The sequence below is a fragment of the Cypionkella sp. TWP1-2-1b2 genome (genome assembly GCF_049896245.1).
Lineage (GTDB): Bacteria > Pseudomonadota > Alphaproteobacteria > Rhodobacterales > Rhodobacteraceae > Cypionkella.
In genome coordinates this window covers 64,389-83,104 of record NZ_JAFCTX010000020.1, presented here as the reverse complement: position 1 = coordinate 83,104, position 18,716 = coordinate 64,389, and the positions used below count along the sequence as shown (strand labels likewise).

Genomic DNA, 18,716 nt, shown 5'->3' with positions numbered 1-18,716 from the left:
CATCGTCACGATCTGGGTCCGCCGCTGCGGCCCGCCGCGCGCACCCCGGCTGATCATATCAGGGAACCGCACTTCATCGAACGCCATCAGAAAGCCCTCCGGCCGAAAGCCACCGCGCGGGCGATGTCGCTGGCGACCTGCACGCGCGATTGCCGGAAGCTCTCCGCATCCCTTGCGTTGATGGTCACGGCGATATTCTGACCGCCGTTGCCCTGTTGCGATCCGCCTTGCGCGGCCAATTCACGGCGCGACAACACGCGTTCGCCCTTTTGCAGGATGGCGGGCACTTCATCCGGGCGCAGACCGGCCCATCCTCCCGAGTGCATCCGGGATGCACCCGCAAAGGCCAGCGCTGGAATCATGCGACCGGACACTGTGCTGCCGACCATCCCGCCCGAATGCAGGACGGGCGCGAAGATGCCGCCAATTCCGCCCAGCGCGCCGGAGAGCATGTCGGCAATGGGGCCAAGCACGGATTTCCGCACCGCCAATTTGGCGAGATCGGCCAGGATGGAGGTGACGAGATCGCCGAAGTTCAGCTTGCCGGTCTTCACGAACTCGCCCACCGCATCCTCCGCGCTCTGGAAGGCCCCGACCAGCGCTTGGCCGACGTCGGCGCCGATGTCGCGGGCCTTGCTGGCATAGTCAGACAGGGCAGCGGTTACGGCGCCCCAGCCGGATTTTGCGGCGTCTGCCCCGGCTGCTGTGGCATCGCCCGCCGCTTTCCCCGCAGCCCCAGCGCCACCGGCGGCACGACCCGCACTATCAAGTGCATCCGTCGTGCCTTCAGCAGCCGCTGTCGCGGCATCAAGGGCTGCAGCGCCGTCTGTTCCGGCCGCCGTCATCGCCGATTGCAGGGCCTGCCAACTGGCGAGAGGCCGTGTCGCGGCGTCGGTCAGCATGCCGGAGGCTTCGGAATAAGCGGTAGCTCGGTCGCGGGCATCGCTGGCCATCGTGCCGAGACCGAGGTCGGGCGTCTCCAGGTAGGTCTTGCCCATTGCCGCTTTGAATGCGTCGGCAGCGGCGGCACCGGCGGCGGTGGCAGCCCCGGCGAAGGGATTGTCGACCCTGCCCAGAGTGACCGGATCGAGGGTGCCAATCTGAATGCCGCCTTCGCCAGTGGCCCAATCGGGCAGCATGTCGAGTGCTGCATTCAGGCCGGAAATGAAGGTGTTGATCCGGGTGACGACACCGTTCAGCATCGCCTCGACACCGCCGATCAGACCATTCGCCGCCTGGAACGCGAAATCGCCGATGGCCGAGGGCAGAGCCGACCATATCGCTTTGACCGCATCAAACGCCCCCTGAAACACGCCGGTCGCGGAATTACCGAAGCCTACGACGGCCACCAACGCGCCCTGCATGGCATCGGCCACGATGGCGGTGATCCCGGACCAACTGGCGCTGAGGCTGGCGACAACAGCATCGACGCCAAGGCCGATCCGGTCCCAGACTTCACTGGCGTGATCGGAGAGGAGCCCGAGCGCCGCGCCAAATCCGCCAGCCCCCTGGACGAGCTTGGAAAACTGATAGACCAGTTCCCCGGCCCCTACGATCAAGGCCCCGATGCCCGTGCGGATCAGCGCGCCTTTCAGAACGGTGAGGGAGAGGGAAAACCCGCTGACGCCCAGTGCCGCTGCGCCCAGCGCGACGATGAAGCGCCCGGCAAAGAAGGTGGCAAAGGCTCCTGCGATGCTGGCAATCTCGCCGATGTGATCGCCGAGGAAAGCGATGCTGGTCTGGAAGATGCCGCCAATGCGCGTGGCGTTCGCAAGCGCATTGGCCACCGTTTCCAGCGCAGGAGCTACGGCGACGGTCAACTGGTTCGTGAGCCCAAGCCAGACCAGTCCGAGCCGGTCGATGGCATCACCTGCGGTTCGGATCTGATCGGCATCCTGATCCGACACCGCGACGCCAAAGTCCGTGATGTCTTGGGAGGCTTGGCGCAGGGTGGCGCTGTCGATCCGGCTGAAGGCCAGCGCGGCCTTGTCGCCGAACAAGGCCGAGGCCACGGCCGCGCGTTCGGCAGGCGGCACGAACTTCGCAAGGGCATCCTGGATGGCCACAATGCGTTCGTCGAGCGGCAGCGCTTGCAGATCGGTGGCCGTCAGGTGCAACCGCTGCAAGGCCGCCACCGCAGTGCCGGTGCCGCCCGCCGCATCGGAGAGTTTCAGGGTCAGCTTTTTGGTGGCGGCTGCGATCTCCTCCATCGACACCCCGGCGAGGTCGCCTGCAAAGGTCAGCACCTGGATGCTGCGGGTGGTGGTGCCGAGCGATTGCGCCAGATTGGCCTGCGCGTCGATGGTTTCCAGCCCTGAACGGATCATCGCGATGCCCGCAGCAGCGGCGGCCGCGACAGCCACAGCTGCGGCGATTTTCACGCGTGTTGAAAATGCCGCCAGTTTGGCGTTGGCGATCTCAGCTTCCTTGGACATGCGGCCGAAGCCCTTGACCCCGGCGTCGCCCACACCTTCCAACTCGGCACGCACTTGCTTGCCGCCGACTGCCGCGAGGCGTACGGATACACGTTTCTCAGCCATCTGGATTCCCGATCTTCTCATTGATGCGGCGGACCATCACCGCCTCCAGGTCCGGCAACAGTTCCGCCACCACCATCAGGTTCAGGCCCAGCGCTCGGGCTAGCGCCAAGGCCGCACTCATGTCCCAACCGATGATCGCCCTGCCTGCGACCCGCATCTGGCCGCCCAGACGGCCAACCAGATCCCACACTTGCCAACCGTCAAGGCTCAGGGGCTGGTTCAGTCGCGCGGGGCAGTCCGCACACTGCGTTTCACAGGCCGCGCAGTAGCTGTCGCCCCCGCCGAAGTGCCAGTCGGCGAGGGCGCAGAGCCGTTTTTTTCCGCGTCCAGCAACATGCCGCGGCTGACGTAGAGGAGGTTGAACGCCTCGAAGATCGGCCAGAGCGAAAGCAGCGCGTCGATCCCCTCCGGGGTCACCGCGATGACCGCGCCATCTGCATCGCCGACGCCTTCCCAATTGACGATAGCGCGACGGGCAAGCGCTGCAGCGAAGGTGGCTGCCCGGTTGTCGTTGTTGGCCTCGGCGTTCAGGTCCTGCACGGCAGGGTCGGAGCGGGTAGCGACCATCAGCGCGGTGGTCAGCGGCAGAAGCTGCAGGCGCACGCCGTAGCCGAGCTCAAACCATTGCGGTTCGGGGGAAAGTTGGATCCGGATCATCAGTAACCTGCGATGTTGTTGACGAGGACGATGGTGCACATGCGTGCGGGGCTGGTGGCCAAGGCGGCTTGCCAGTCAAAGGATGCCTGGACGCCTTTGGGGCCTTTGATTTCGATGCGGGGACGCGGGAGGTAAACGGCGTGAGCGGTCAAGGTAAGGCCTTCGCCGCTGGCCAGCGCATAGGAGAATTCCAGTGCTGCTGCCGTGCCGTTGATCGCTTGGGTCAGAAGCGTGGTGTCAGCAAAACGCACCTCGATCTTGCCGGTCAACGCCGCGATGGTCGGGTCAGCGCCGTCGATCTTCGCATCGGAACGGATGGTCTCGATCCGGTCGAGATTGTTGGCATAAGTCACATCGGCCGAGACGATGTTGCCCAGCGCCACCCCATCGCGCTTGATGGATCCGTTGAAATGGCCGAACCGCTTCAAGGCGATGGTAGCGGGCGTGCCTGCGGCGGTGGCGGCTGCAATGGTTTCGCCCTGCGCCACCAGCATAGCCTTGGCCCCGAGAAGGCCCGAGCGTTCCATCTGCCATGACAGTGAATCCAGCACGCAGCCAGAATACATGGCAAAGCGCGGCACCTCCGGCATGCCAACTTCGATAGACATGCTGGGCAGGGTCCAACTGCCGGATAGGAAAGTGTGGGCATTCAACCCGCCGGTCAGGGTCGCAGCCGACACAGTGCCGTTGGACGCGGGCGAAACGGATGTCGCCAGCGTGAAACTGTTTCCGGTGCTGCCAAGCGTGTCATGCACCATGGTCAGCGCAGTGGCCGTGCCGGTGTAAGTTGCCAGCGCCACGCCGGTGACGACGCTGGCGTTCAACGCCACTGCGAGAGCCGTCATGGTCGCCGCCAGGTTGGCCCCGATATTGACCTGGTTGCCGACAGCCCCCGAGGCCACGAAGGTAAATACGGTCCCGTTGATCGTCAGCGTCGAGTTGACGGCAGGTTGGGTCGAAAACGTGATTGCCCCGGTTGCGGCCACCGTGCCAGCGGTGGTGGGTGCGCCGAAGGCCGCCTTCAACCAGAAGCCGAAACCCACCGCATCAATCGGCACCTCGACATCGCCGTCCGTGGTGATGGCATCCAGCAAGGGCGCACGGGGATCGCGGCCATAGCCCAGAAGCTCGGATGCCAGCAGCGGTTGCTCAGCCGCGAGCGAACTGGTGATGAAGGGCATCTGGGTATAGCCAGACGCCGGCGGGGTGCCGTAAACGGTCTCGAACGCAAGCGCCATCTGCGCCCGCGCTCCTTGTGCGCGTGCCATGTCTTTCTCCTGCAAAAAAGTGGAACTTCAGCTGGTTGCCAATGCCGCCATGATGACTAAAGGTCTGATGATGATCAGAGATTTCCTTGTCGCCTCAATTCGCTCCGGCCGACGCATAGCGCCCGTCTTCCTAATGGCCGTGAGCGTGGTTCTTGCGGGGCCCCTTGCCGCCGAGACCCGTTCCGTTTCGGGAAAGGTAAGCCGCGTCACAGACGGCGATACGTTCCATTTGTCGGGGCTCGACCCCGCAATCCGCGTCTGGGGTCTGGATGCTCCGGAGCGAAAGCAAGCAGGTGGATCTGAAGCGACACGCGCCATGCGCAGTTTGATCTCAGGCGCGACGCTTGATTGCCAAGTTCGCGATATTGATCGCTATCACCGCCTGGTTGCCCAGCGTTTCTTGCCTGATGGACGCGACATTGCAGCAGAAATGATCTACATGGGCGTGGCCACGGAATACTGCCGCTACTCCCGCGGTTATTACCGAACCTGTTGAACGCAAGCTTCAGGCCAGCGGGTCATTTGTCGCGTAATGCAGCACGACGGTGATCACCGCAGCCTTCAGTGTGGCCGCCCCTTCGATGGGGAGGTCGACCGGCTCCGGCGCTTCCGCCTCGACCCAATCGCAAAGCCCACCCAAGGTGCGATCAGCGGCCAGCGCAACGCCGATATCCGCAGTCAGCACATCGAACAGCGCATCGCGCCCGTTCCCGGCCTGGACCACCACCTCCAGCTCCGCCCGGTGCTCGTAGAAATAAGTCAGCGGCGACAGCGTGACTTCCCGTTCACCCGGCTTGCCGTCGCGCAGGTTGATCAGGCCGGTTGCCGGAATGCGCTCAGGCAGCACGTCCCCGCGCAGTACCGGGGCGGCAAGGGTCTGCAGCCGCGCGTGAAGGGCGGAGAGGATGGTTTCGCGTTTGGTGGGCATTGGTTTTCCAAATCTGATGGCTTGGCCAACGGCCGACAGCAGCTCTTTCCGCCAAATCATCATCCGTGCAGGAAGGGTCGGGCGATGGAGTTGCAGAGCAATGGGCGTTCCAGAAATTGCATTCGCGCGCGAGGTCGCGCCGCTTTGCAGCCTGCAATTCTTCGAAGGTGCAGTCGAAGACCAGAAGACTATTCGTAGGGCGTTGCCGTGCCGACATGCTTGCGCGGAGCGTTGAACGGGCCGTCCAGGAAAAAGGCGAGATACTCGGCAACCAATCCAAGTTCCTCATTCTCTTTTCCGATGGGCGCGCACGTGAAAATTTCCAAGGCGGTCGCCAGCAGCCGGTCGTAGGGCCGCGGATGAATGACGAAACGTGCAGAGAGCGGGTAGCCGAATTCAGTCGCCATCGCAGCGAAGATCGCCCGCTGGACATGCCCGTTGCCGTCGAGGAATGGATGGATTTTTCCGAACCAGCAGAATGTGTAGGTCAGCGCAATCAGCTTGCCAAAGTCGTCGGCGCTCGCGTCTCCCAGACAACCCCTGGTCTGAAGCACTAGCCGATCCACGCGTGCGGGCACTTCGGCCGGCAGGCAGAATTCGAAATCACTACCGGGCTCCATCTGTCTGACGGCGGAAATTCTTCGATTGGTGAGCGAGGTTTTAAGCGTGCCGCGATAGCTGCCTGCATACTCGCCGTGGTTTGGCGGCGCGAAAGACGCGAACAACTCACGATGGAGATCGCGCGGATCTGAAAGGATGGCCTGTCGGCGCTCCGGATCGACGATAATTTCAGTCAGAAGCGACGAGCATCGAGCCGTCATCGTGGAATCGTAGTCGGCTGCATTATGGGCCTGCCATGGCGGCGGTGACGAGGTCATTCCGAGTATCTCCAACGCGGGTCAGGTTTGGCGTGCGCATTCAGATTGGATTCGCCCCAGCCTAACTCGGGGAAGCCAGACCAGCGATCCAAACTTTGCACCCGCTGCGAATGGCCGCTTGGTCCGCGTGACGGTCATCAGCCAATCCGATCGTCCACCCAATTCGCCACGATCAGCCCCGGCACTTTTGTATGCGCCCGCTCGGCATCACGTGCCAGATCGAGCCGCTTCGGCAGCTTGACCTGCGGCACCAGTAGGAAGATCGGCGCAGTCACGACGCCCCGCCCGGTTTTCGACCGTGATGCGACAGCCCGGCCCTTGGAGTTCAGCCGTCCCTCCGCCACCAGCAGGCTCGGCCCACGGCGGCGATAAATGAAGCGCAAGCGCAGGCCGGTGCGGCGTTCCCATTCGCCGGGGCTGATACGGCCGCCACGGGTTGACTTGCCCGCCGCTGGGGTGGGGATCGCCAGCCAGAAGCCGCTTTTTGAGCGGATTAGCGGGCCGGTGTCATGCGCGCCGACGATCACTGGCGCGTTCGACCAGACCAGCGCTGCTGCATTCAGACTTTCGCCCGACTTCGGGAAGCTGGCGAGCCGGATCGAGTTGGCAAGCCGGGTGCCAAGGCCAGCACCAGTGATTTGTGCACGCCAGGCGGACTTCAGACCGGCCCCGGCCTCGCGCATGGCGACCGTGACGGCGCGTTCCCCGGCCGCGACTTCTGCCGCCATCATGGCGACGATGTCCGGGGTGATGTCGAGTTTCAGTTTCATGCAGGCCTCAGATCCACGGTCCAGACCAGCCTCTCGCGGTCGCGGACGGGCTCGCCCTGAATGAGGAAAGCTTCGCTGTCGATCTCGATCCGGTCGCCGGGACGCGGGTTTGGCACCTCGGCGACGCGCAGGTCGATCCGCGTGGTTTCCGACCAGAGTCGGGCATCGCCGAAGTCGGTGACGGCATCCTGGCGCCGGGCGACGGCGCGCACAAGAACGGGCGCGCCGCCGTCGGACGTGTAGATTGCCTCCGCGCCGATGTTTGGATCCGCGAAGAGCATCTCGATGGCGGCGGCAAAGGCGTTCATCACGTCCGCCGCGCCGAACGCAGCACCTGCGGGCGGGTGCAGATCGGCAGCGGGTTCGACTCAATCTCGAGGCGAACCCATTCGTCGCGATCCCGGTCGGGAATCATCCGGGCGTAGAGCGGCTGGCCCAGCGTGTTCACGGTCTCGAAGGTGTCGGCGGGGGCGTGGTAGATCTCAAAAAGTCCGTCAACCGCTTCGGGATAGAACACCGCCTTATCGGTCGCCACGCCAAAGCCCGCACCGCCCCGATAGCGGCGGAAGGTGATGCCGCCAAAGCTGACCTCATCGGCGATGCGCGACCGCAGGTCAGCGGCGGCGGCGGTGTTCAGGTAGGTCTCGCGCACCTCCTTATGGGCCACCAGATCGGCGAAGAAGGCGGAGCCGCATTCGGCGCGCAGCGCGATGGCACCGGTGGCAAGGCCGCCCATCGTATCCTCGACGCTTTCGATCAGCGCCTGGCAGCGTTTGCGCAGTGCGCCGGACGCTGGAGTGGCGTTGTCGAGGTCGAAATCCACCTCCGTGGCCGGGGTGATGCCGAACTCAGTGAAATAGTTCACCACGGTGGCGCCATCACGCGGGTCTTTTACCAGCCCCTGGATGCCGTTGAAGAGGTGATACTCGAAGGTGGTCTCGGCGTCGTTGCGCAGGCGGCCCAGCTTGCGGGCGACTTCGGCCTGCACTTGCTGGGTGGCGGACTCGGACCCAAAGTCGCGCACTTGCTGGATTTCCGAGGCCCAGATCACGTCCTGCTTCTTGAATTGGCGGCAGACGAAGGCGCGCACATCACGGCGTTCCGGGGTCTGCTGGTCATAAGCCGAGCCCCGTTCAGAGAACGGAATCAGCGACAGCGTGCCGTCGCGGCTCTCGATCACCACAGTGCGCGAGCGGACGCCACGCGGGCCGAACAGGCCCGACCCGGACAGGGTGGCGGGCTTGTAGGGGATGTTTTCCAACGCGCGGGTGAGTTCGATGATCGAGAAGGCATCGCCTTCAAAAATGTCCATGGTGGCCATGGGGTGCCTCCTGATTTGAGGGGGTGGATGTCCGGGTTAGCGGACGAGGATGCCGAGCGTCAGCAGCGCTGCATGGGCAGCGGCGATCTGCGGCGCGGTGGGCGCGCCCGGGATACTGATCTCATGCTGGTTGACGATGGCCGGACCGCGGATCAGCACCACGGCATTGGTATCACCGCCACTGGCGTCGACACTGTCCCAGAGGATGGCCGCCGCCGTCTGGGTGCCGTTCGCGGCGGCGGGATCGTGGGCCGCGTATTTGCCGGAGGCGGTGATCTTGCCCAGAATGGTGCCGGGTTGGAGGTCGCCGGAGGCCAGGATGACGGTGCTGCGGCAATAATCGCGCAGTGCTTCCCAGACGAGGAAGCCGCCCGCGTGGCGGGTTTCAGTAAGCGTGGTCATGGTCTTATCCTTTCAGACGGAAGGTGCGGGCGATGACGTCGCCCCAGGGGCGCGCGCCAGACGGGCGGCCGGGTTGCGGATGGGCGGCGGAGATGTCGGGCACGGCCTCGGCGCGGGTGGCCAGCAGGGCGGCGCGGACGTCGTCGATGCCGGTGTCACGTTCGAGGAACCGGCCTGCCATCTGCGGTTGCCCGGCGAGACGGCAGAGGTCGACGACGGCGCGGGCGTGGGTCAGAGCCTCGACGCGGATGTTGGCGGCATTGATTGCATCGTTGGCAGCGGCAACGGTGCAATCGGCTTCGGGTGGCGGGTCAGGATCGACAGGCGGGACGGTGTCGGTGCCGAAAGTCTTGTGAGCCCCAAGAGTTTCATAGCCAGTCGCTGGATCGGAAGCGGTTTCCTCGTCCTCGTCCTCGTCCTCGTCCTCGGCGTCCGCCACCGCAGTGTGCTCCGGGTTCACCTCGTCCGCATCGACAACAGGCTTGGCAAGCGCGGGCGGTGCATTGCGAAAGCGTCCCACGTCGAAACGTGCGGCGATCCGAACCGGTTCAGCGATCCGGTCGGCAAAACCGAAATCCAGCGCATCCTTTGCATCAAGCCAGGTTTCCGCCGCCATCAAGGGGGCAATTTCTTCCTGCGGTCGTCCGGACTTGGCGGCATAACCCTGTAGAAGGCTGCCCTTGATCTTGTCCAGCGCCTCGGCCATCGCCCGCATGTCGGTGGCGGTGCCCATGACCATCCCGGCAGGATCGTGGATCATCAGGAAGGCGTTTTCCGGCATCACCACTTCGTCGCCCGCCATGGCGATATAGGACGCAGCTGAGGCGGCGATGCCGTCGATCCATACCGTGACCGTGCCGGAATGGCGCTTGATGGCGTTGTAGATCGCGACCGCGTCGAAGACCGAACCGCCGGGGCTGTTCAGCCGCAGGGCCAGCGGCGTGCCATCCGGCAATGCGCCAAGCTCGGCGAGGAACCCCTTGGCCGAGACGCCGTAAGCCCCGATTTCGTCATAGATCACCACCTCCGCACCCGTGGCTTGGGCGCGGATCGTGTACCAGCTGTTCATTGGCTTACGCCCCTTGTTGTGTATCGGTTCCGGTCGTGTCGGCCGAGCCGGTTCCGGACGCGCCGGTTTCCGGCAGGGTTTGCGGTGTCGCCCGCGCCCCCTGTGTCTCACCGGGGCTGGTGCGGTAGTGCAGACCCATCTCCCCGGCGCGTTTGGCATCCGATGCATTCTCGCGGTCGATTTCCTCGACGTCGTAGCCGGTGGCCTCGACAACCTTGCGGCGCGAGATGATCCCGGCTTCCATCGCCAGCACCTGCGCCTGGATGTCCTTCAAGGGATCGACCCAATCCCAGCGCGGCGGGATCCAGTTCACCGGGCGATAGCGTGCCGGTGATCGGGCAAAATCTGGCAGGTCCAACGCCCCCGCCAGCACCGCGGTTTCCAGCCAGCGCGCCCAGACCGGGCGGCACAGCTGATGCGCGATCACACCGTGCTGCAACTGCTCGACGCGGCGGCGAAACTCGACCAGTTCGGCGCGCAGGCTGGAATAGTTGGCCTGCCGCACATCGCCGGTCACCAGATGATAGGGCAACCCGAGCGAAGCCGAGACCGACAGCAGCGTCCGGTACTGGAACGCCTCATAGCCCCCACCAACATCGGCGGGGCTGGAGAATTTTACATCCTCGCCGGGCAGCAGCACCTGCAAGGTGCCGGGTTCCAGACTGACGGTTGCACCGCTGTCGTCGGTCGCCTCGATTTCCCCCATCAGCTGCTCTTCGGGTGCGGTCTTGGTGATGAAGCCCGCGAACATCGCCGCCGTCTTCTTCCGGTCGAGTTCTGCGTCGTCGTATTGGTCGAGCAGAAACAGCCGCACCATCGCCGGGGCCACATGCGGCAGACCCCGGATTTGGCCGGCGTCGATGGGGCGGTAGATGTGCAGGACTTCGTCGGCGGGGACACGCACCGTTTCAGACGTGACCATGCCCTGATCGGTGCTGTCGCCGGGATGGCGGCGACGGAAGTGATAGGCGACGCGACGCCCGATGGCATCGAACTCGATGCCGCAACGGATGCGATTGCCGTTGGCGGCGATCTCAATCTTCTCGAACGGCAGCATTTCCGATTGCAGCAATTGCAGCTGGATCGGCACCCGCAGCCCATCCTCGGCCCGGCGTGGGCGCAGCCGCACGAAGCATTCGCCCGCGACGAACATCTCGCGCGCGACCATCGCCTGCAAGCCGTAGAAATCGGTCAGCCCGTCGGCATCGGCCTCGTCGGTCCAGGCCAGCCAGAGCCGCTGGACCCGGTCCCGCAAGGCCGGATCCTCGATCAGCGACGACGGCTTGATCCCGTCGCCCACCAGGTTTGAGGCAAAGGCCTCGCAGGCATTGGCGGCATAACCGTTGGTCACAACCAGTTCGCGCGACCGCGCCAGCAGACGCGGGCCACCCGAGGCGACCAGCGAGTTGATGTTTTCCAGCGGCGGCAGCCAACCCCGCAGCCGGCGCTGCGACATCGCGCCTTCCAGCCGCGCACGCACCTCTTTTGGGCCACCGGTTTCCCGGCGGCGAAAGGCATCGAGCCAGCCCATGCGCTACAATCCCTTGGAGGTGATCACGCGCACCTGCCGGATGATCCTGCGTCCTTCGGCGGTCGCGATCTCGCGGTCCAGCACTTCGATGGCTCGGTCGATCTCGGCCAGACTGCGGTAATCCACCGTCTTGCCGTCATAGCTCACCCGCGCCACGCCGGAAGAGCGTGACGCCGCCAGCGCCTCGCGACGGGTCTTCAGTTCTGCTGTTGTGGGCATGTGTGATTGACCTTGCCAGATTGTTTGGTTCACAAGGTCGATGGCCTGCTGATTGAAAGCGAAGCGATGACCCCAACCGAAATAATGCGCGATCTCGCGCGGAACGACATTTTCCCAAAAGCTGCCATGGCCGCCGCAGGCGAGCGGCGTGAAGAAATGACACCGATTTTCATCGAACTGGTTGAACGGCTCGGACGCCAACAGGTGTCGTCCATGCGCGATGCTGATCTGGTCGCACTCATTCCGGTCTTTTATCTGCTGGGCGAATGGCAGGTCACACATGCCTATCGCCCATTGCTTCACATGCTGCGCCGCCCAACCAGAACCCTCGATCACACCCTTGGCGATGCGGTGACGGAAGTCAGCTTTCGCGTCATTGCTGCTACCTTCAACAGCGATCTGCGGCCTTTGTTTGATGCCATTCTTGACCTGCGCGCCGATGATTTCGCGCGCAGCTCGCTGATGAGCGCCTTGGTCTTGATCGCAGACCTTCATCCTGACCAGCGCCCTGCGATCGAGGAGTTCATCCGGACTTTCCGGACGCGCCACCTCAAGTCAGCCACAGATGTGCTGCTGGGGTTGACCGAGACGATTTCCGATCTTGGGCTTGAGGACATGACCGAAGCGGTTCGCGAGCTTTTCGATAAAGGCGTGATCCCCAAGGATTATTGCGACTTCTCGCATTTTCTCGAAGACCTGCACGCCACCCGTGATGCGAATGGCGTCTCCGGAAACCCCCGCTACGGCAAAGGCCCGATCACCGATTCCATCGCCGAACTGTCGAAATGGCACTGCTACACAGATGCATTCTTCGAGCAGCAGAAGGCGCGCAAGGTCAGCAACGATTTACGTGTGGCTCCCTGGACTGAGTTCTTCAAGAACCCTGCACCACCAGTGGGCCGCAACGACCCTTGTCCTTGCGGCAGTGGCAGGAAGTACAAGAAATGCTGCCTGCAATGAAGCCCTAAGCCCGGGCCGATCACCTCATGTAATTCGACGCCACCGACCTGCGCCGCGCGGGACTGCGCACGGCACGGATGGATCCAGCGGCGGCCTTGTCGTGACCGCCGTCATCGTTGCCATCAGCAGCCACCTGCGCTTCCAGATCGACCCAGCGCGCATCGAACCAGCGGTCAGCCCCGACGATCCAGGCGGCGGCGCGGGCATACACCCGGCAGTCCAGCGCCTCATTGCGCTCGCGCAGCTTCTGCCATTCCAGTCGGGCAAAGCCGCGCTTGGTGCGCACGGTGACCAGTTCCTCGGCCACCAGCTGCTTCAGCCATTCGCTTTCCACCCAGTCGGGCAGATGCACGGTGCCGGGCGGAAACTGCACCCCCTCGGCCAGTTCCTCCTTCGTCGGGCGCGGCAGACCGAGATGGCGGTAAGTTTCCGCCTTGAAGGTGGACACTGCCACCGTCCAGAGCCGCGCGCCCCGGCGCAGGCGTTTGCCCGCGTCGGTCACATCGACGTAAGTGGGTCCTGACACCGGGCTCGAACGATTGAACCCTTCGACGCCCTTGACCGGCGCGACCTGCGCTATGCCCTGCCGCCGTGACCATGCATAAACCGCCGGAGCCTCATAACCGGTGTCGATGGCGAGTTTCGCCAGCCGCAACTGCGCGCCGTTTTGGTGGACCCATGTCCGGTCCAACAGCTTAGTCAGCTCCGACCAGGCACCCTGATGATCCGGCCCGCCCTCGATGACGATGTGATCGACAAGCCAGCTTGTTCCGCCCCGGCCCCAGGCCCAGACATCGACCTCGATCCGGTCCTTCTGGACGTCGGCCCCCGCAGTCAGGAACAGCCCGCCTGCCGGAACGATGCCCGGCTTCCACGACTCACGGCGATCATAAAGCCGCGACCAGTCCGGCGCTTCGCCGCTCTCAACCCATGTCTCGCCAAGAATGGTATTCTTGAACGCCCGGATCGCCTCGTCCGAACCTTGCGCCGCCTCCCATGCCCGCACAATCCGCTCCCAGCTGAGCCAGCCGATCGGCGAATAGAGCGCCGAGAGGTGATAGCCGACGGTGCCGGGATCGGCGGCGGTGGCGGTTGCGCGCCATTCGCCAGCTTCCAGCATCGCCGTCTTGTGATGTTCCGCGATGGGGCGTTCGCAGCCCTCGCAGTGATATACCGCCGCCTCGGGCCGCCCTTTCTCCCAGCGCAGCCGCTCGAACTTCAGCCACTGAAACTGGTGGCAATGTGGGCATGGCACAAAGAACCGGCGCTGATCGCTGGCGTCATATTCGCGCTCGATCCGGCTCAAACCCTGGATTGTCGGGGTCGAGACCAGGAACACCTTGCGGCGATGCGCGAAGGTCAGCGACCGCGCTTCGGCCAGGCTGACCGGATCGCCCTCCTCATCCGCTGACGCAGGATAGGCGTCGACTTCGTCCAGAAAGATGTAGCGCGCCGGAGTCGAGCGCAGCCCCACCGCCGAGTTGGCCCCAGTCATGATCAGGATGCCGCCAGCAAATTCCTTCGACAGCATGGTGTTGCCGGCATCGCGCGACCGCGCCGGTTTGACCCGCTCGCGCAGGGCAGCACTTTCCTCGATCAGTGGATCGATGCGTTGGCGCGAGTTGCGTTTCGCCAGTTCTACCGTCGGTTGCACCGCCAGCATTGGCCCCGGTGCGTGGTGGATGGCAAAGCCGATCCAGTTGTTCCCGGCCTCGGTCGCGCCGACCTGCGCCGCCTTCATGAACACGATGCGCTGAACGGCGGAACTCGGCGACAGCGCATCCATGATCTCGCGCATGTAGGGCGTGCGCGCGGTGCGATACCGCCCCGGTTCAGCGCTGGCGCGCGAGCCCAGCATCCGGTGCGCATCGGCCCACTGCGACACGGTCAGATCGGCATCGGGCCGGACGCCCCGGCCCCAGGCACGCAGAAGTTCATCGGCACCGTCGAAGGCCGCCGATCCGTCATTGCCCTCAGCGAAGGTCGATGCGGACCTCGGCGAGGCTGTCGAGTTGGGCACGGACATGGGCTTCCAGCACCTTCTGCATCATGGCGGGCTCCAGCACTCCGTGATCCGCGATCATCACCCCCAGTTCGGACGCCATCAGTGCCGCGGCCCGCGCGGGCCAGGTCACCCAGGCATCGCGCTCCTCCCGCGCCAGCCGGAACACCAGCCCCACCGCACGGTCGCGATCAATCAACTCGCCCTTCAGCTTGGCGAGCTTCAGCTTGCGCTCCTGCGCCTTCAACACTTCGTTGGCGGTCTTGGCCTGCAGAAAGGTCGTGCCACCGCCAGTGACGGGCGCCACCAAGCCGTTCTCCCGCAAGGTGTCGCCCACTGCCGACAAAGCAGTGTCGGGCACCGGCTTCAGCTTGGCTGCCGGTGGCGGTGGATTTGCTGACGCACCGCGCTGCTTTGCTGGATCCGTCATCGCGGCCCGCCGCGCGTCGGATGCGACGGCATCAATCGAGCCGTCGGCGTGCTGAACCAGCCGCCCGGCCTCCTTGGCTTTCTGGATCGCGCCCCGCGACAGGCCGACGTACGCGGCGTACTGCCGCTCGCTCATGCCCTCCATCACGCGCTCCGATTATCATTCAAAACCATAGACTTATTCAGTTGATAAGCATCCGGACGAGAGCGAACGTGATCTTGCAGCAACGCACCCGACCCGGAGCAAACGCCATGACCACCAAGACCAAACCCGCCCCTGACGCCCTCCTGCTGGATGTTGCGCAAACGCATTTCCCCAGCATCGAGACGCTGGAGACCCGCAACAGCGACGGCCTCGATTTCCACGATGTCGCCGTCTGGGCGATCCGCAGCGCGCTGGAAGCAGCCTACGAGGCCGGGCGCATCGCTGGTGCCAAGGCCATGTTGGCCGCCGCCACCCATCGCTGAAGGAGGGACGAGTTATGACCATGGCAACCACCACCATCCGCATCGACGTCGCCACGCTGCCCGACCATCTCGACCGCAGCCGCCCCAGCGTGGTGGCCGAGGTCGTTAAAGCCGCGCTGCGTGAAGCCGGGATCAATGCCGATTGTTCGGACCTGTTCTCGCACCTGAAGATCGACCTGCCGACCGCGCAACTGGCCGCTGCCAGCGCGGTGCTGGTCGATCTGCAGCTGATCTGAGGGCGCGATCATGAGCACCCGCGCGCAGATCGCCATCCAGATCGGCCCCGAGGAATGGGCGCATGTCTATGTTCATTTCGACGGCTACCCCTCGCACATGCTGCCCGCGCTAGCGCGCTGGACGCCCGAGGACATCCTCGCCGCCAAGGAAATCCGGCAGGTCCGCGCCGACGAGACCGAAGCTTTCGACAAGCCCAGAGACCCGCCAACCTTGCCGAGCCCGACCTGCCAATTCTGCCACCTCTATGTGTGGCAGGACGGGGCTTGGGCCGAACTCGATCCCGAAACGCATGCACCCGAAAGGCCCTTGCCATGACCCTGCCTGTCAACTGCTTGCCCGAGGACGAAACTCTCGCTGATCTTGCTCGCCGCGAATGTGCCATCGGGTTTGACCTGCGCTTCTGCCGCAACGTCGCCGTCAGCCCCGATGATCGCGACACAATCACCTGCGACCCGACCGAGGCGGAATTCGCCACAATCTATGCCCTGACCGATCTGGGCGAGGCCATCGCCATCCATGACGCCGACATGACCAGCGCCGGGGCGGACGAAGTGGCAGCCGTCGCCCGCGCGCTCTTCGTGGCGATTGCCAATGCCCGCCGCGACCCGCCCGACGCGGCCCAGCGTCATGAAGCTGAACAGGCCGCGCTGATCGATCCGGATCGGATCGCCTGAGCCAAGGCGGCCGATCATAAAGCCATGATACTGCTCATAATTGCCTACAATAATCACACCGCCAGAGCGATGGTTGTCACAGGAAAACGATGAAACTCACCCCAAGGAGCCACCGCCATGACCACGCGCCGCGTCACCGCTTCCAATGACAAAGCCCTCGACGCCTTCATGATCACCAAGCTCCAGATCGACGCGATGCTGGAGCGCCTGAAGGCCCTCAGCGATGACCACTTCGAGACTAGCCCCGACGAGATCCACTGGGGGCACGTCGGCACCCTGAACCACTACCGCGCCAAGCTGCGCGAGATTGCCGACAGCGCCTTCAAGGAAGGCGAACACGCCGAGTGACGAACCCCTTCCGGGACACGCCCGCCGACTGGCGGGTTTGGCCTCGTAGGAGGGTTGCGATTTTCGCGCCTCGATACGGAGACGACGATGACCCAGATCCAGCTGACTGACACCCAATCCATCATTCTTTCAACCGCCTGCGGACGCGACGACGGGATGGTGTTTCCGATCACCGCCAAGCTGAAAGGCGGTGCCGTCGGCAACGTGTGTAAAAGCCTTCTAAAGCACGCCCTCCTTGAGGAAGTTGCCGCCACCGACCTGAACACCGTCTGGCGGCACGACGAAGAGCGCGGCTCGATCACCCTGCGCGCCACGCCGCTGGCCTATTCGACGCTTGGGATCACTGAAGCGTCCGCGACTGACACAGCGCCCGAAAATGCGGCCCCGCCCCGCACCATCCGCTCGCGCAGCGGCACCAAGCAAGAGGCGGTGATTGCGCTGCTGAAATCCGAAGGTGGTGCGACCATTGCCGAGATCATGGCCGCAACCAACTGGGCCGGTCACACCGCGAGGGGCTTCCTGTCCGGCGCGCTGAAGAAAAAGCTCGGCCTGACCATCACCTCGGAAAAAGTCGACAGTCGGGGTCGCGTGTACAAAACTTCCAACACCTGATCGCAGGTACGACCGCCGCCCGCCATTGCCGCCGTCGACCGGTACCCGGTCGGCGGCTTTCTCGTTCCAGCCCGCCTGACTATTTGCCGATCTGGCGCTGCTCCAGCGTCTCGTCATCGCCGTCGGATTTCATGACATCAGCGATGAGGTGGTTCACCATCTCGTCGAAATAGCGTGTCAGTTCCCTATGGAGGTTCTGAAACTCGGCGGCGATTGTTCGCTCGAAATCACGCTTGCGGGCTCGCACCATGACAGTCGTTCGTCGCTGGCGAGGGTACCGATAGGGCTTCACATCATGCTTGCGACACAGCGCCACGAACACCCGCACGGCCCAGACATCCGGAAGGATATACTGCAATTCGGTTTCTGGCTCAGCGGCCTTGGCTCCGGCCAGATCCAACCTTGCCTGCATCCGTCCGAGCGCCACCCCGGCTGCTGCCCGTTCCCCGGCCGTCGCCCCGCGCGCAAAGAGCGCCTCGAGTTTCACCAACTTGTCACGGATGTCTTCGTGGTTGTTCATCTTCGCCGCACCCTGATGCTTCAGGTGCGGGCGTAAAGCACCACCGTCTCAGCAGGTCAACCACGGTTTGGGGGCATCGCCCTCGCTCGAACAGCCGCCGCAGCACATAGCCACGCACCAGCGACACGCCGACGAAGGCAAGCCCGATGGTCAGGTGCTCTGCCAATCCCGTTTCGATCCCGAACCATGGGAACACCACGATCTGCGTCGCGATGGCCAGCACATAGCCCACGACCACATTGGCGACGGCCTCGACCAGCGACATGGCACGCGACTGCTTCATGCTGGCACCCGATCATCCATCGGCCAGCAATTCAGCTGCCAGAGTTCGCAGCGCATGCGCTGCAACCAGGGGGACCACGCCGTTGCCACAGAGGCGAAGCCGGTCCACCCGGTGGGCCAGCCCATCAGCGCCTCGACGAACAGCGGGTTCAAGGTTCTGCGCACATCGCAGGTATCGCTCCCAGCCACCTTCATCACCAGGACTTGGCGGCCAAGCAGGCCGTTGACCGGCGTGTTCGCCAATGTCGTCGCCCCGTCCTTGTGATCGAGAGCCGTCGGCGTCATCCACATCCCCGCCGCATGGGTCAGATCCGCCGTCCGGCGGTTGCCCGCGCTCGGTTTGCAGCCGTCGTTCGCCATCGGCGTCGGCCAGTCCCGCGCCAAGCGGTCCAAACCCATTTCGCCCTTCCGCTCGCCACCCCGGCTGCGAAAGCTGTCGGTCTGCGGCGTCGGCCAGAGTGCTGCCGTGGTGGCGAGGTTCATCCCATGCTGACCCGCTTCCTGCGTGGGCGTCGGTTTCGTCTGCCGGTTCTCGTTGGCACTGGCACGGGGCGTCGGCCAGAGCCGCAGCATCTCGGTCCGGTTCCCGCCACTCGACCGG

Annotated in this window: 25 protein-coding genes and 3 pseudogenes; 8 read left to right on the top strand and 20 right to left on the bottom strand. The window is 64.3% G+C overall.

The window, feature by feature from the left end; genetic code table 11:
* From ACP7AP_RS14440 to ACP7AP_RS14415, 6 genes and pseudogenes are all read right to left on the bottom strand, one after another.
* Nucleotides 1–87, bottom strand: a pseudogene (locus ACP7AP_RS14440) (TIGR02217 family protein); the annotation flags it as partial.
* Nucleotides 87–2,540 (bottom strand): phage tail tape measure C-terminal domain-containing protein, encoded by a 2,454-nt coding sequence (locus ACP7AP_RS14435; RefSeq protein WP_426034930.1) that lies wholly within the window; start codon nucleotides 2,538–2,540, stop codon nucleotides 87–89. The pseudogene ACP7AP_RS14440 and the gene ACP7AP_RS14435, both read right to left, overlap by 1 nt.
* Nucleotides 2,533–2,730: a DUF7697 family protein gene (locus ACP7AP_RS14430; RefSeq protein ID WP_426034928.1), complete on the bottom strand. Its 198-nt coding sequence runs from the start codon at nucleotides 2,728–2,730 to the stop codon at nucleotides 2,533–2,535. The genes ACP7AP_RS14435 and ACP7AP_RS14430 overlap by 8 nt, the downstream gene beginning before the upstream one ends.
* 29 nt (nucleotides 2,731–2,759) lie before the next feature.
* The gene (locus ACP7AP_RS14425) at nucleotides 2,760–3,197 is read right to left on the bottom strand and encodes a hypothetical protein (protein ID WP_426034926.1); all 438 of its coding nucleotides are present in this window, start codon (nucleotides 3,195–3,197) and stop codon (nucleotides 2,760–2,762) included.
* Nucleotides 3,197–3,844 (bottom strand): annotated as a pseudogene (locus ACP7AP_RS14420) (phage tail tube protein); the annotation flags it as partial. The gene ACP7AP_RS14425 and the pseudogene ACP7AP_RS14420, both read right to left, overlap by 1 nt.
* A 339-nt stretch (nucleotides 3,845–4,183) precedes the next feature.
* A pseudogene (locus tag ACP7AP_RS14415) lies at nucleotides 4,184–4,465 on the bottom strand (phage tail tube protein); the annotation flags it as partial.
* Between ACP7AP_RS14415 and ACP7AP_RS14410 the strand changes: the two are divergent.
* Nucleotides 4,464–4,961: a thermonuclease family protein gene (locus tag ACP7AP_RS14410; RefSeq protein WP_426034924.1), complete on the top strand. Its 498-nt coding sequence runs from the start codon at nucleotides 4,464–4,466 to the stop codon at nucleotides 4,959–4,961. The pseudogene ACP7AP_RS14415 and the gene ACP7AP_RS14410 sit on opposite strands and share 2 nt — an antisense overlap.
* A gap of 9 nt (nucleotides 4,962–4,970) precedes the next feature.
* Here ACP7AP_RS14410 and ACP7AP_RS14405 read toward each other — a convergent pair whose 3' ends face one another.
* The 9 genes from ACP7AP_RS14405 to ACP7AP_RS14365 all read right to left on the bottom strand — a co-directional run bounded on the left by ACP7AP_RS14405 (nucleotide 4,971) and on the right by ACP7AP_RS14365 (nucleotide 11,583).
* Complete coding sequence (locus ACP7AP_RS14405) at nucleotides 4,971–5,393, bottom strand: acyl-CoA transferase (protein WP_426034922.1); 423 nt, start codon at nucleotides 5,391–5,393, stop codon at nucleotides 4,971–4,973.
* A 188-nt stretch (nucleotides 5,394–5,581) separates the two neighbouring features.
* The gene (locus ACP7AP_RS14400; protein ID WP_426034920.1) at nucleotides 5,582–6,271 is read right to left on the bottom strand and encodes a Fic family protein; all 690 of its coding nucleotides are present in this window, start codon (nucleotides 6,269–6,271) and stop codon (nucleotides 5,582–5,584) included.
* A 137-nt stretch (nucleotides 6,272–6,408) separates the two neighbouring features.
* Nucleotides 6,409–7,041 (bottom strand): DUF6441 family protein, encoded by a 633-nt coding sequence (locus ACP7AP_RS14395; RefSeq protein WP_426034918.1) that lies wholly within the window; start codon nucleotides 7,039–7,041, stop codon nucleotides 6,409–6,411.
* Entirely contained in the window at nucleotides 7,038–7,349 is a 312-nt protein-coding gene (locus ACP7AP_RS14390; RefSeq protein WP_426034916.1) for a head-tail joining protein, read from the bottom strand. The genes ACP7AP_RS14395 and ACP7AP_RS14390 overlap by 4 nt, the downstream gene beginning before the upstream one ends.
* Entirely contained in the window at nucleotides 7,349–8,362 is a 1,014-nt protein-coding gene (locus ACP7AP_RS14385) for a major capsid protein (protein WP_426034914.1), read from the bottom strand. Before ACP7AP_RS14385 ends, ACP7AP_RS14390 begins: the two co-directional genes overlap by 1 nt.
* Nucleotides 8,363–8,398: 36 nt before the next feature.
* Nucleotides 8,399–8,764: a head decoration protein gene (locus ACP7AP_RS14380; RefSeq protein WP_426034913.1), complete on the bottom strand. Its 366-nt coding sequence runs from the start codon at nucleotides 8,762–8,764 to the stop codon at nucleotides 8,399–8,401.
* A gap of 4 nt (nucleotides 8,765–8,768) precedes the next feature.
* Complete coding sequence (locus tag ACP7AP_RS14375) at nucleotides 8,769–9,833, bottom strand: head maturation protease, ClpP-related (RefSeq protein ID WP_426034911.1); 1,065 nt, start codon at nucleotides 9,831–9,833, stop codon at nucleotides 8,769–8,771.
* A gap of 4 nt (nucleotides 9,834–9,837) precedes the next feature.
* Nucleotides 9,838–11,364: a phage portal protein gene (locus ACP7AP_RS14370; protein WP_426034909.1), complete on the bottom strand. Its 1,527-nt coding sequence runs from the start codon at nucleotides 11,362–11,364 to the stop codon at nucleotides 9,838–9,840.
* A 3-nt stretch (nucleotides 11,365–11,367) separates the two neighbouring features.
* Nucleotides 11,368–11,583, bottom strand: a complete 216-nt coding sequence (locus ACP7AP_RS14365; protein ID WP_426034907.1) for a phage head-tail joining protein — start codon at nucleotides 11,581–11,583, stop codon at nucleotides 11,368–11,370.
* 6 nt (nucleotides 11,584–11,589) lie between these two features.
* On the opposite strand from ACP7AP_RS14365, the gene ACP7AP_RS14360 reads away from it, so the two are divergent.
* Nucleotides 11,590–12,543: a DUF1186 domain-containing protein gene (locus tag ACP7AP_RS14360; RefSeq protein WP_426034905.1), complete on the top strand. Its 954-nt coding sequence runs from the start codon at nucleotides 11,590–11,592 to the stop codon at nucleotides 12,541–12,543.
* A 19-nt stretch (nucleotides 12,544–12,562) separates the two neighbouring features.
* Here ACP7AP_RS14360 and ACP7AP_RS14355 read toward each other — a convergent pair whose 3' ends face one another.
* Together ACP7AP_RS14355 and ACP7AP_RS14350 are read right to left on the bottom strand one after the other, a co-directional pair.
* The gene (locus ACP7AP_RS14355) at nucleotides 12,563–14,569 is read right to left on the bottom strand and encodes a phage terminase large subunit family protein (protein ID WP_426034903.1); all 2,007 of its coding nucleotides are present in this window, start codon (nucleotides 14,567–14,569) and stop codon (nucleotides 12,563–12,565) included.
* Entirely contained in the window at nucleotides 14,517–15,119 is a 603-nt protein-coding gene (locus tag ACP7AP_RS14350) for a hypothetical protein (RefSeq protein WP_426034901.1), read from the bottom strand. Before ACP7AP_RS14350 ends, ACP7AP_RS14355 begins: the two co-directional genes overlap by 53 nt.
* Before the next feature lie 107 nt (nucleotides 15,120–15,226).
* Between ACP7AP_RS14350 and ACP7AP_RS14345 the strand changes: the two genes are divergently transcribed.
* From ACP7AP_RS14345 to ACP7AP_RS14320, 6 genes are all read left to right on the top strand, one after another.
* Nucleotides 15,227–15,442: a DUF6900 domain-containing protein gene (locus ACP7AP_RS14345; protein ID WP_426034899.1), complete on the top strand. Its 216-nt coding sequence runs from the start codon at nucleotides 15,227–15,229 to the stop codon at nucleotides 15,440–15,442.
* A gap of 14 nt (nucleotides 15,443–15,456) precedes the next feature.
* Entirely contained in the window at nucleotides 15,457–15,678 is a 222-nt protein-coding gene (locus ACP7AP_RS14340) for a hypothetical protein (RefSeq protein ID WP_426034897.1), read from the top strand.
* A 10-nt stretch (nucleotides 15,679–15,688) separates the two neighbouring features.
* Nucleotides 15,689–15,994 carry a hypothetical protein gene (locus ACP7AP_RS14335; protein ID WP_426034895.1) on the top strand — a complete coding sequence of 102 codons (306 nt, stop codon included), beginning with the start codon at nucleotides 15,689–15,691 and terminating at the stop codon, nucleotides 15,992–15,994.
* Nucleotides 15,991–16,353 carry a hypothetical protein gene (locus tag ACP7AP_RS14330; RefSeq protein ID WP_426034893.1) on the top strand — a complete coding sequence of 121 codons (363 nt, stop codon included), beginning with the start codon at nucleotides 15,991–15,993 and terminating at the stop codon, nucleotides 16,351–16,353. The genes ACP7AP_RS14335 and ACP7AP_RS14330 overlap by 4 nt, the downstream gene beginning before the upstream one ends.
* A gap of 117 nt (nucleotides 16,354–16,470) precedes the next feature.
* On the top strand, nucleotides 16,471–16,701 hold the full coding sequence (locus ACP7AP_RS14325; RefSeq protein WP_426034891.1) for a hypothetical protein: 231 nt from the start codon (nucleotides 16,471–16,473) through the stop codon (nucleotides 16,699–16,701).
* A gap of 87 nt (nucleotides 16,702–16,788) precedes the next feature.
* On the top strand, nucleotides 16,789–17,313 hold the full coding sequence (locus ACP7AP_RS14320) for a DUF3489 domain-containing protein (protein WP_426034889.1): 525 nt from the start codon (nucleotides 16,789–16,791) through the stop codon (nucleotides 17,311–17,313).
* Between the two features lie 79 nt (nucleotides 17,314–17,392).
* On the opposite strand, the gene ACP7AP_RS14315 is transcribed toward ACP7AP_RS14320, so the two are convergent.
* Genes ACP7AP_RS14315 through ACP7AP_RS14305 form a run of 3 tightly spaced genes read right to left on the bottom strand, consistent with a single transcriptional unit; the run spans nucleotide 17,393 to nucleotide 18,598 of the window.
* Complete coding sequence (locus ACP7AP_RS14315) at nucleotides 17,393–17,833, bottom strand: hypothetical protein (protein WP_426034887.1); 441 nt, start codon at nucleotides 17,831–17,833, stop codon at nucleotides 17,393–17,395.
* Complete coding sequence (locus ACP7AP_RS14310) at nucleotides 17,808–18,116, bottom strand: DUF7220 family protein (RefSeq protein WP_426034885.1); 309 nt, start codon at nucleotides 18,114–18,116, stop codon at nucleotides 17,808–17,810. Before ACP7AP_RS14310 ends, ACP7AP_RS14315 begins: the two co-directional genes overlap by 26 nt.
* On the bottom strand, nucleotides 18,113–18,598 hold the full coding sequence (locus tag ACP7AP_RS14305; RefSeq protein ID WP_426034942.1) for a hypothetical protein: 486 nt from the start codon (nucleotides 18,596–18,598) through the stop codon (nucleotides 18,113–18,115). Before ACP7AP_RS14305 ends, ACP7AP_RS14310 begins: the two co-directional genes overlap by 4 nt.
* Nucleotides 18,599–18,716: the final 118 nt, after the last annotated feature.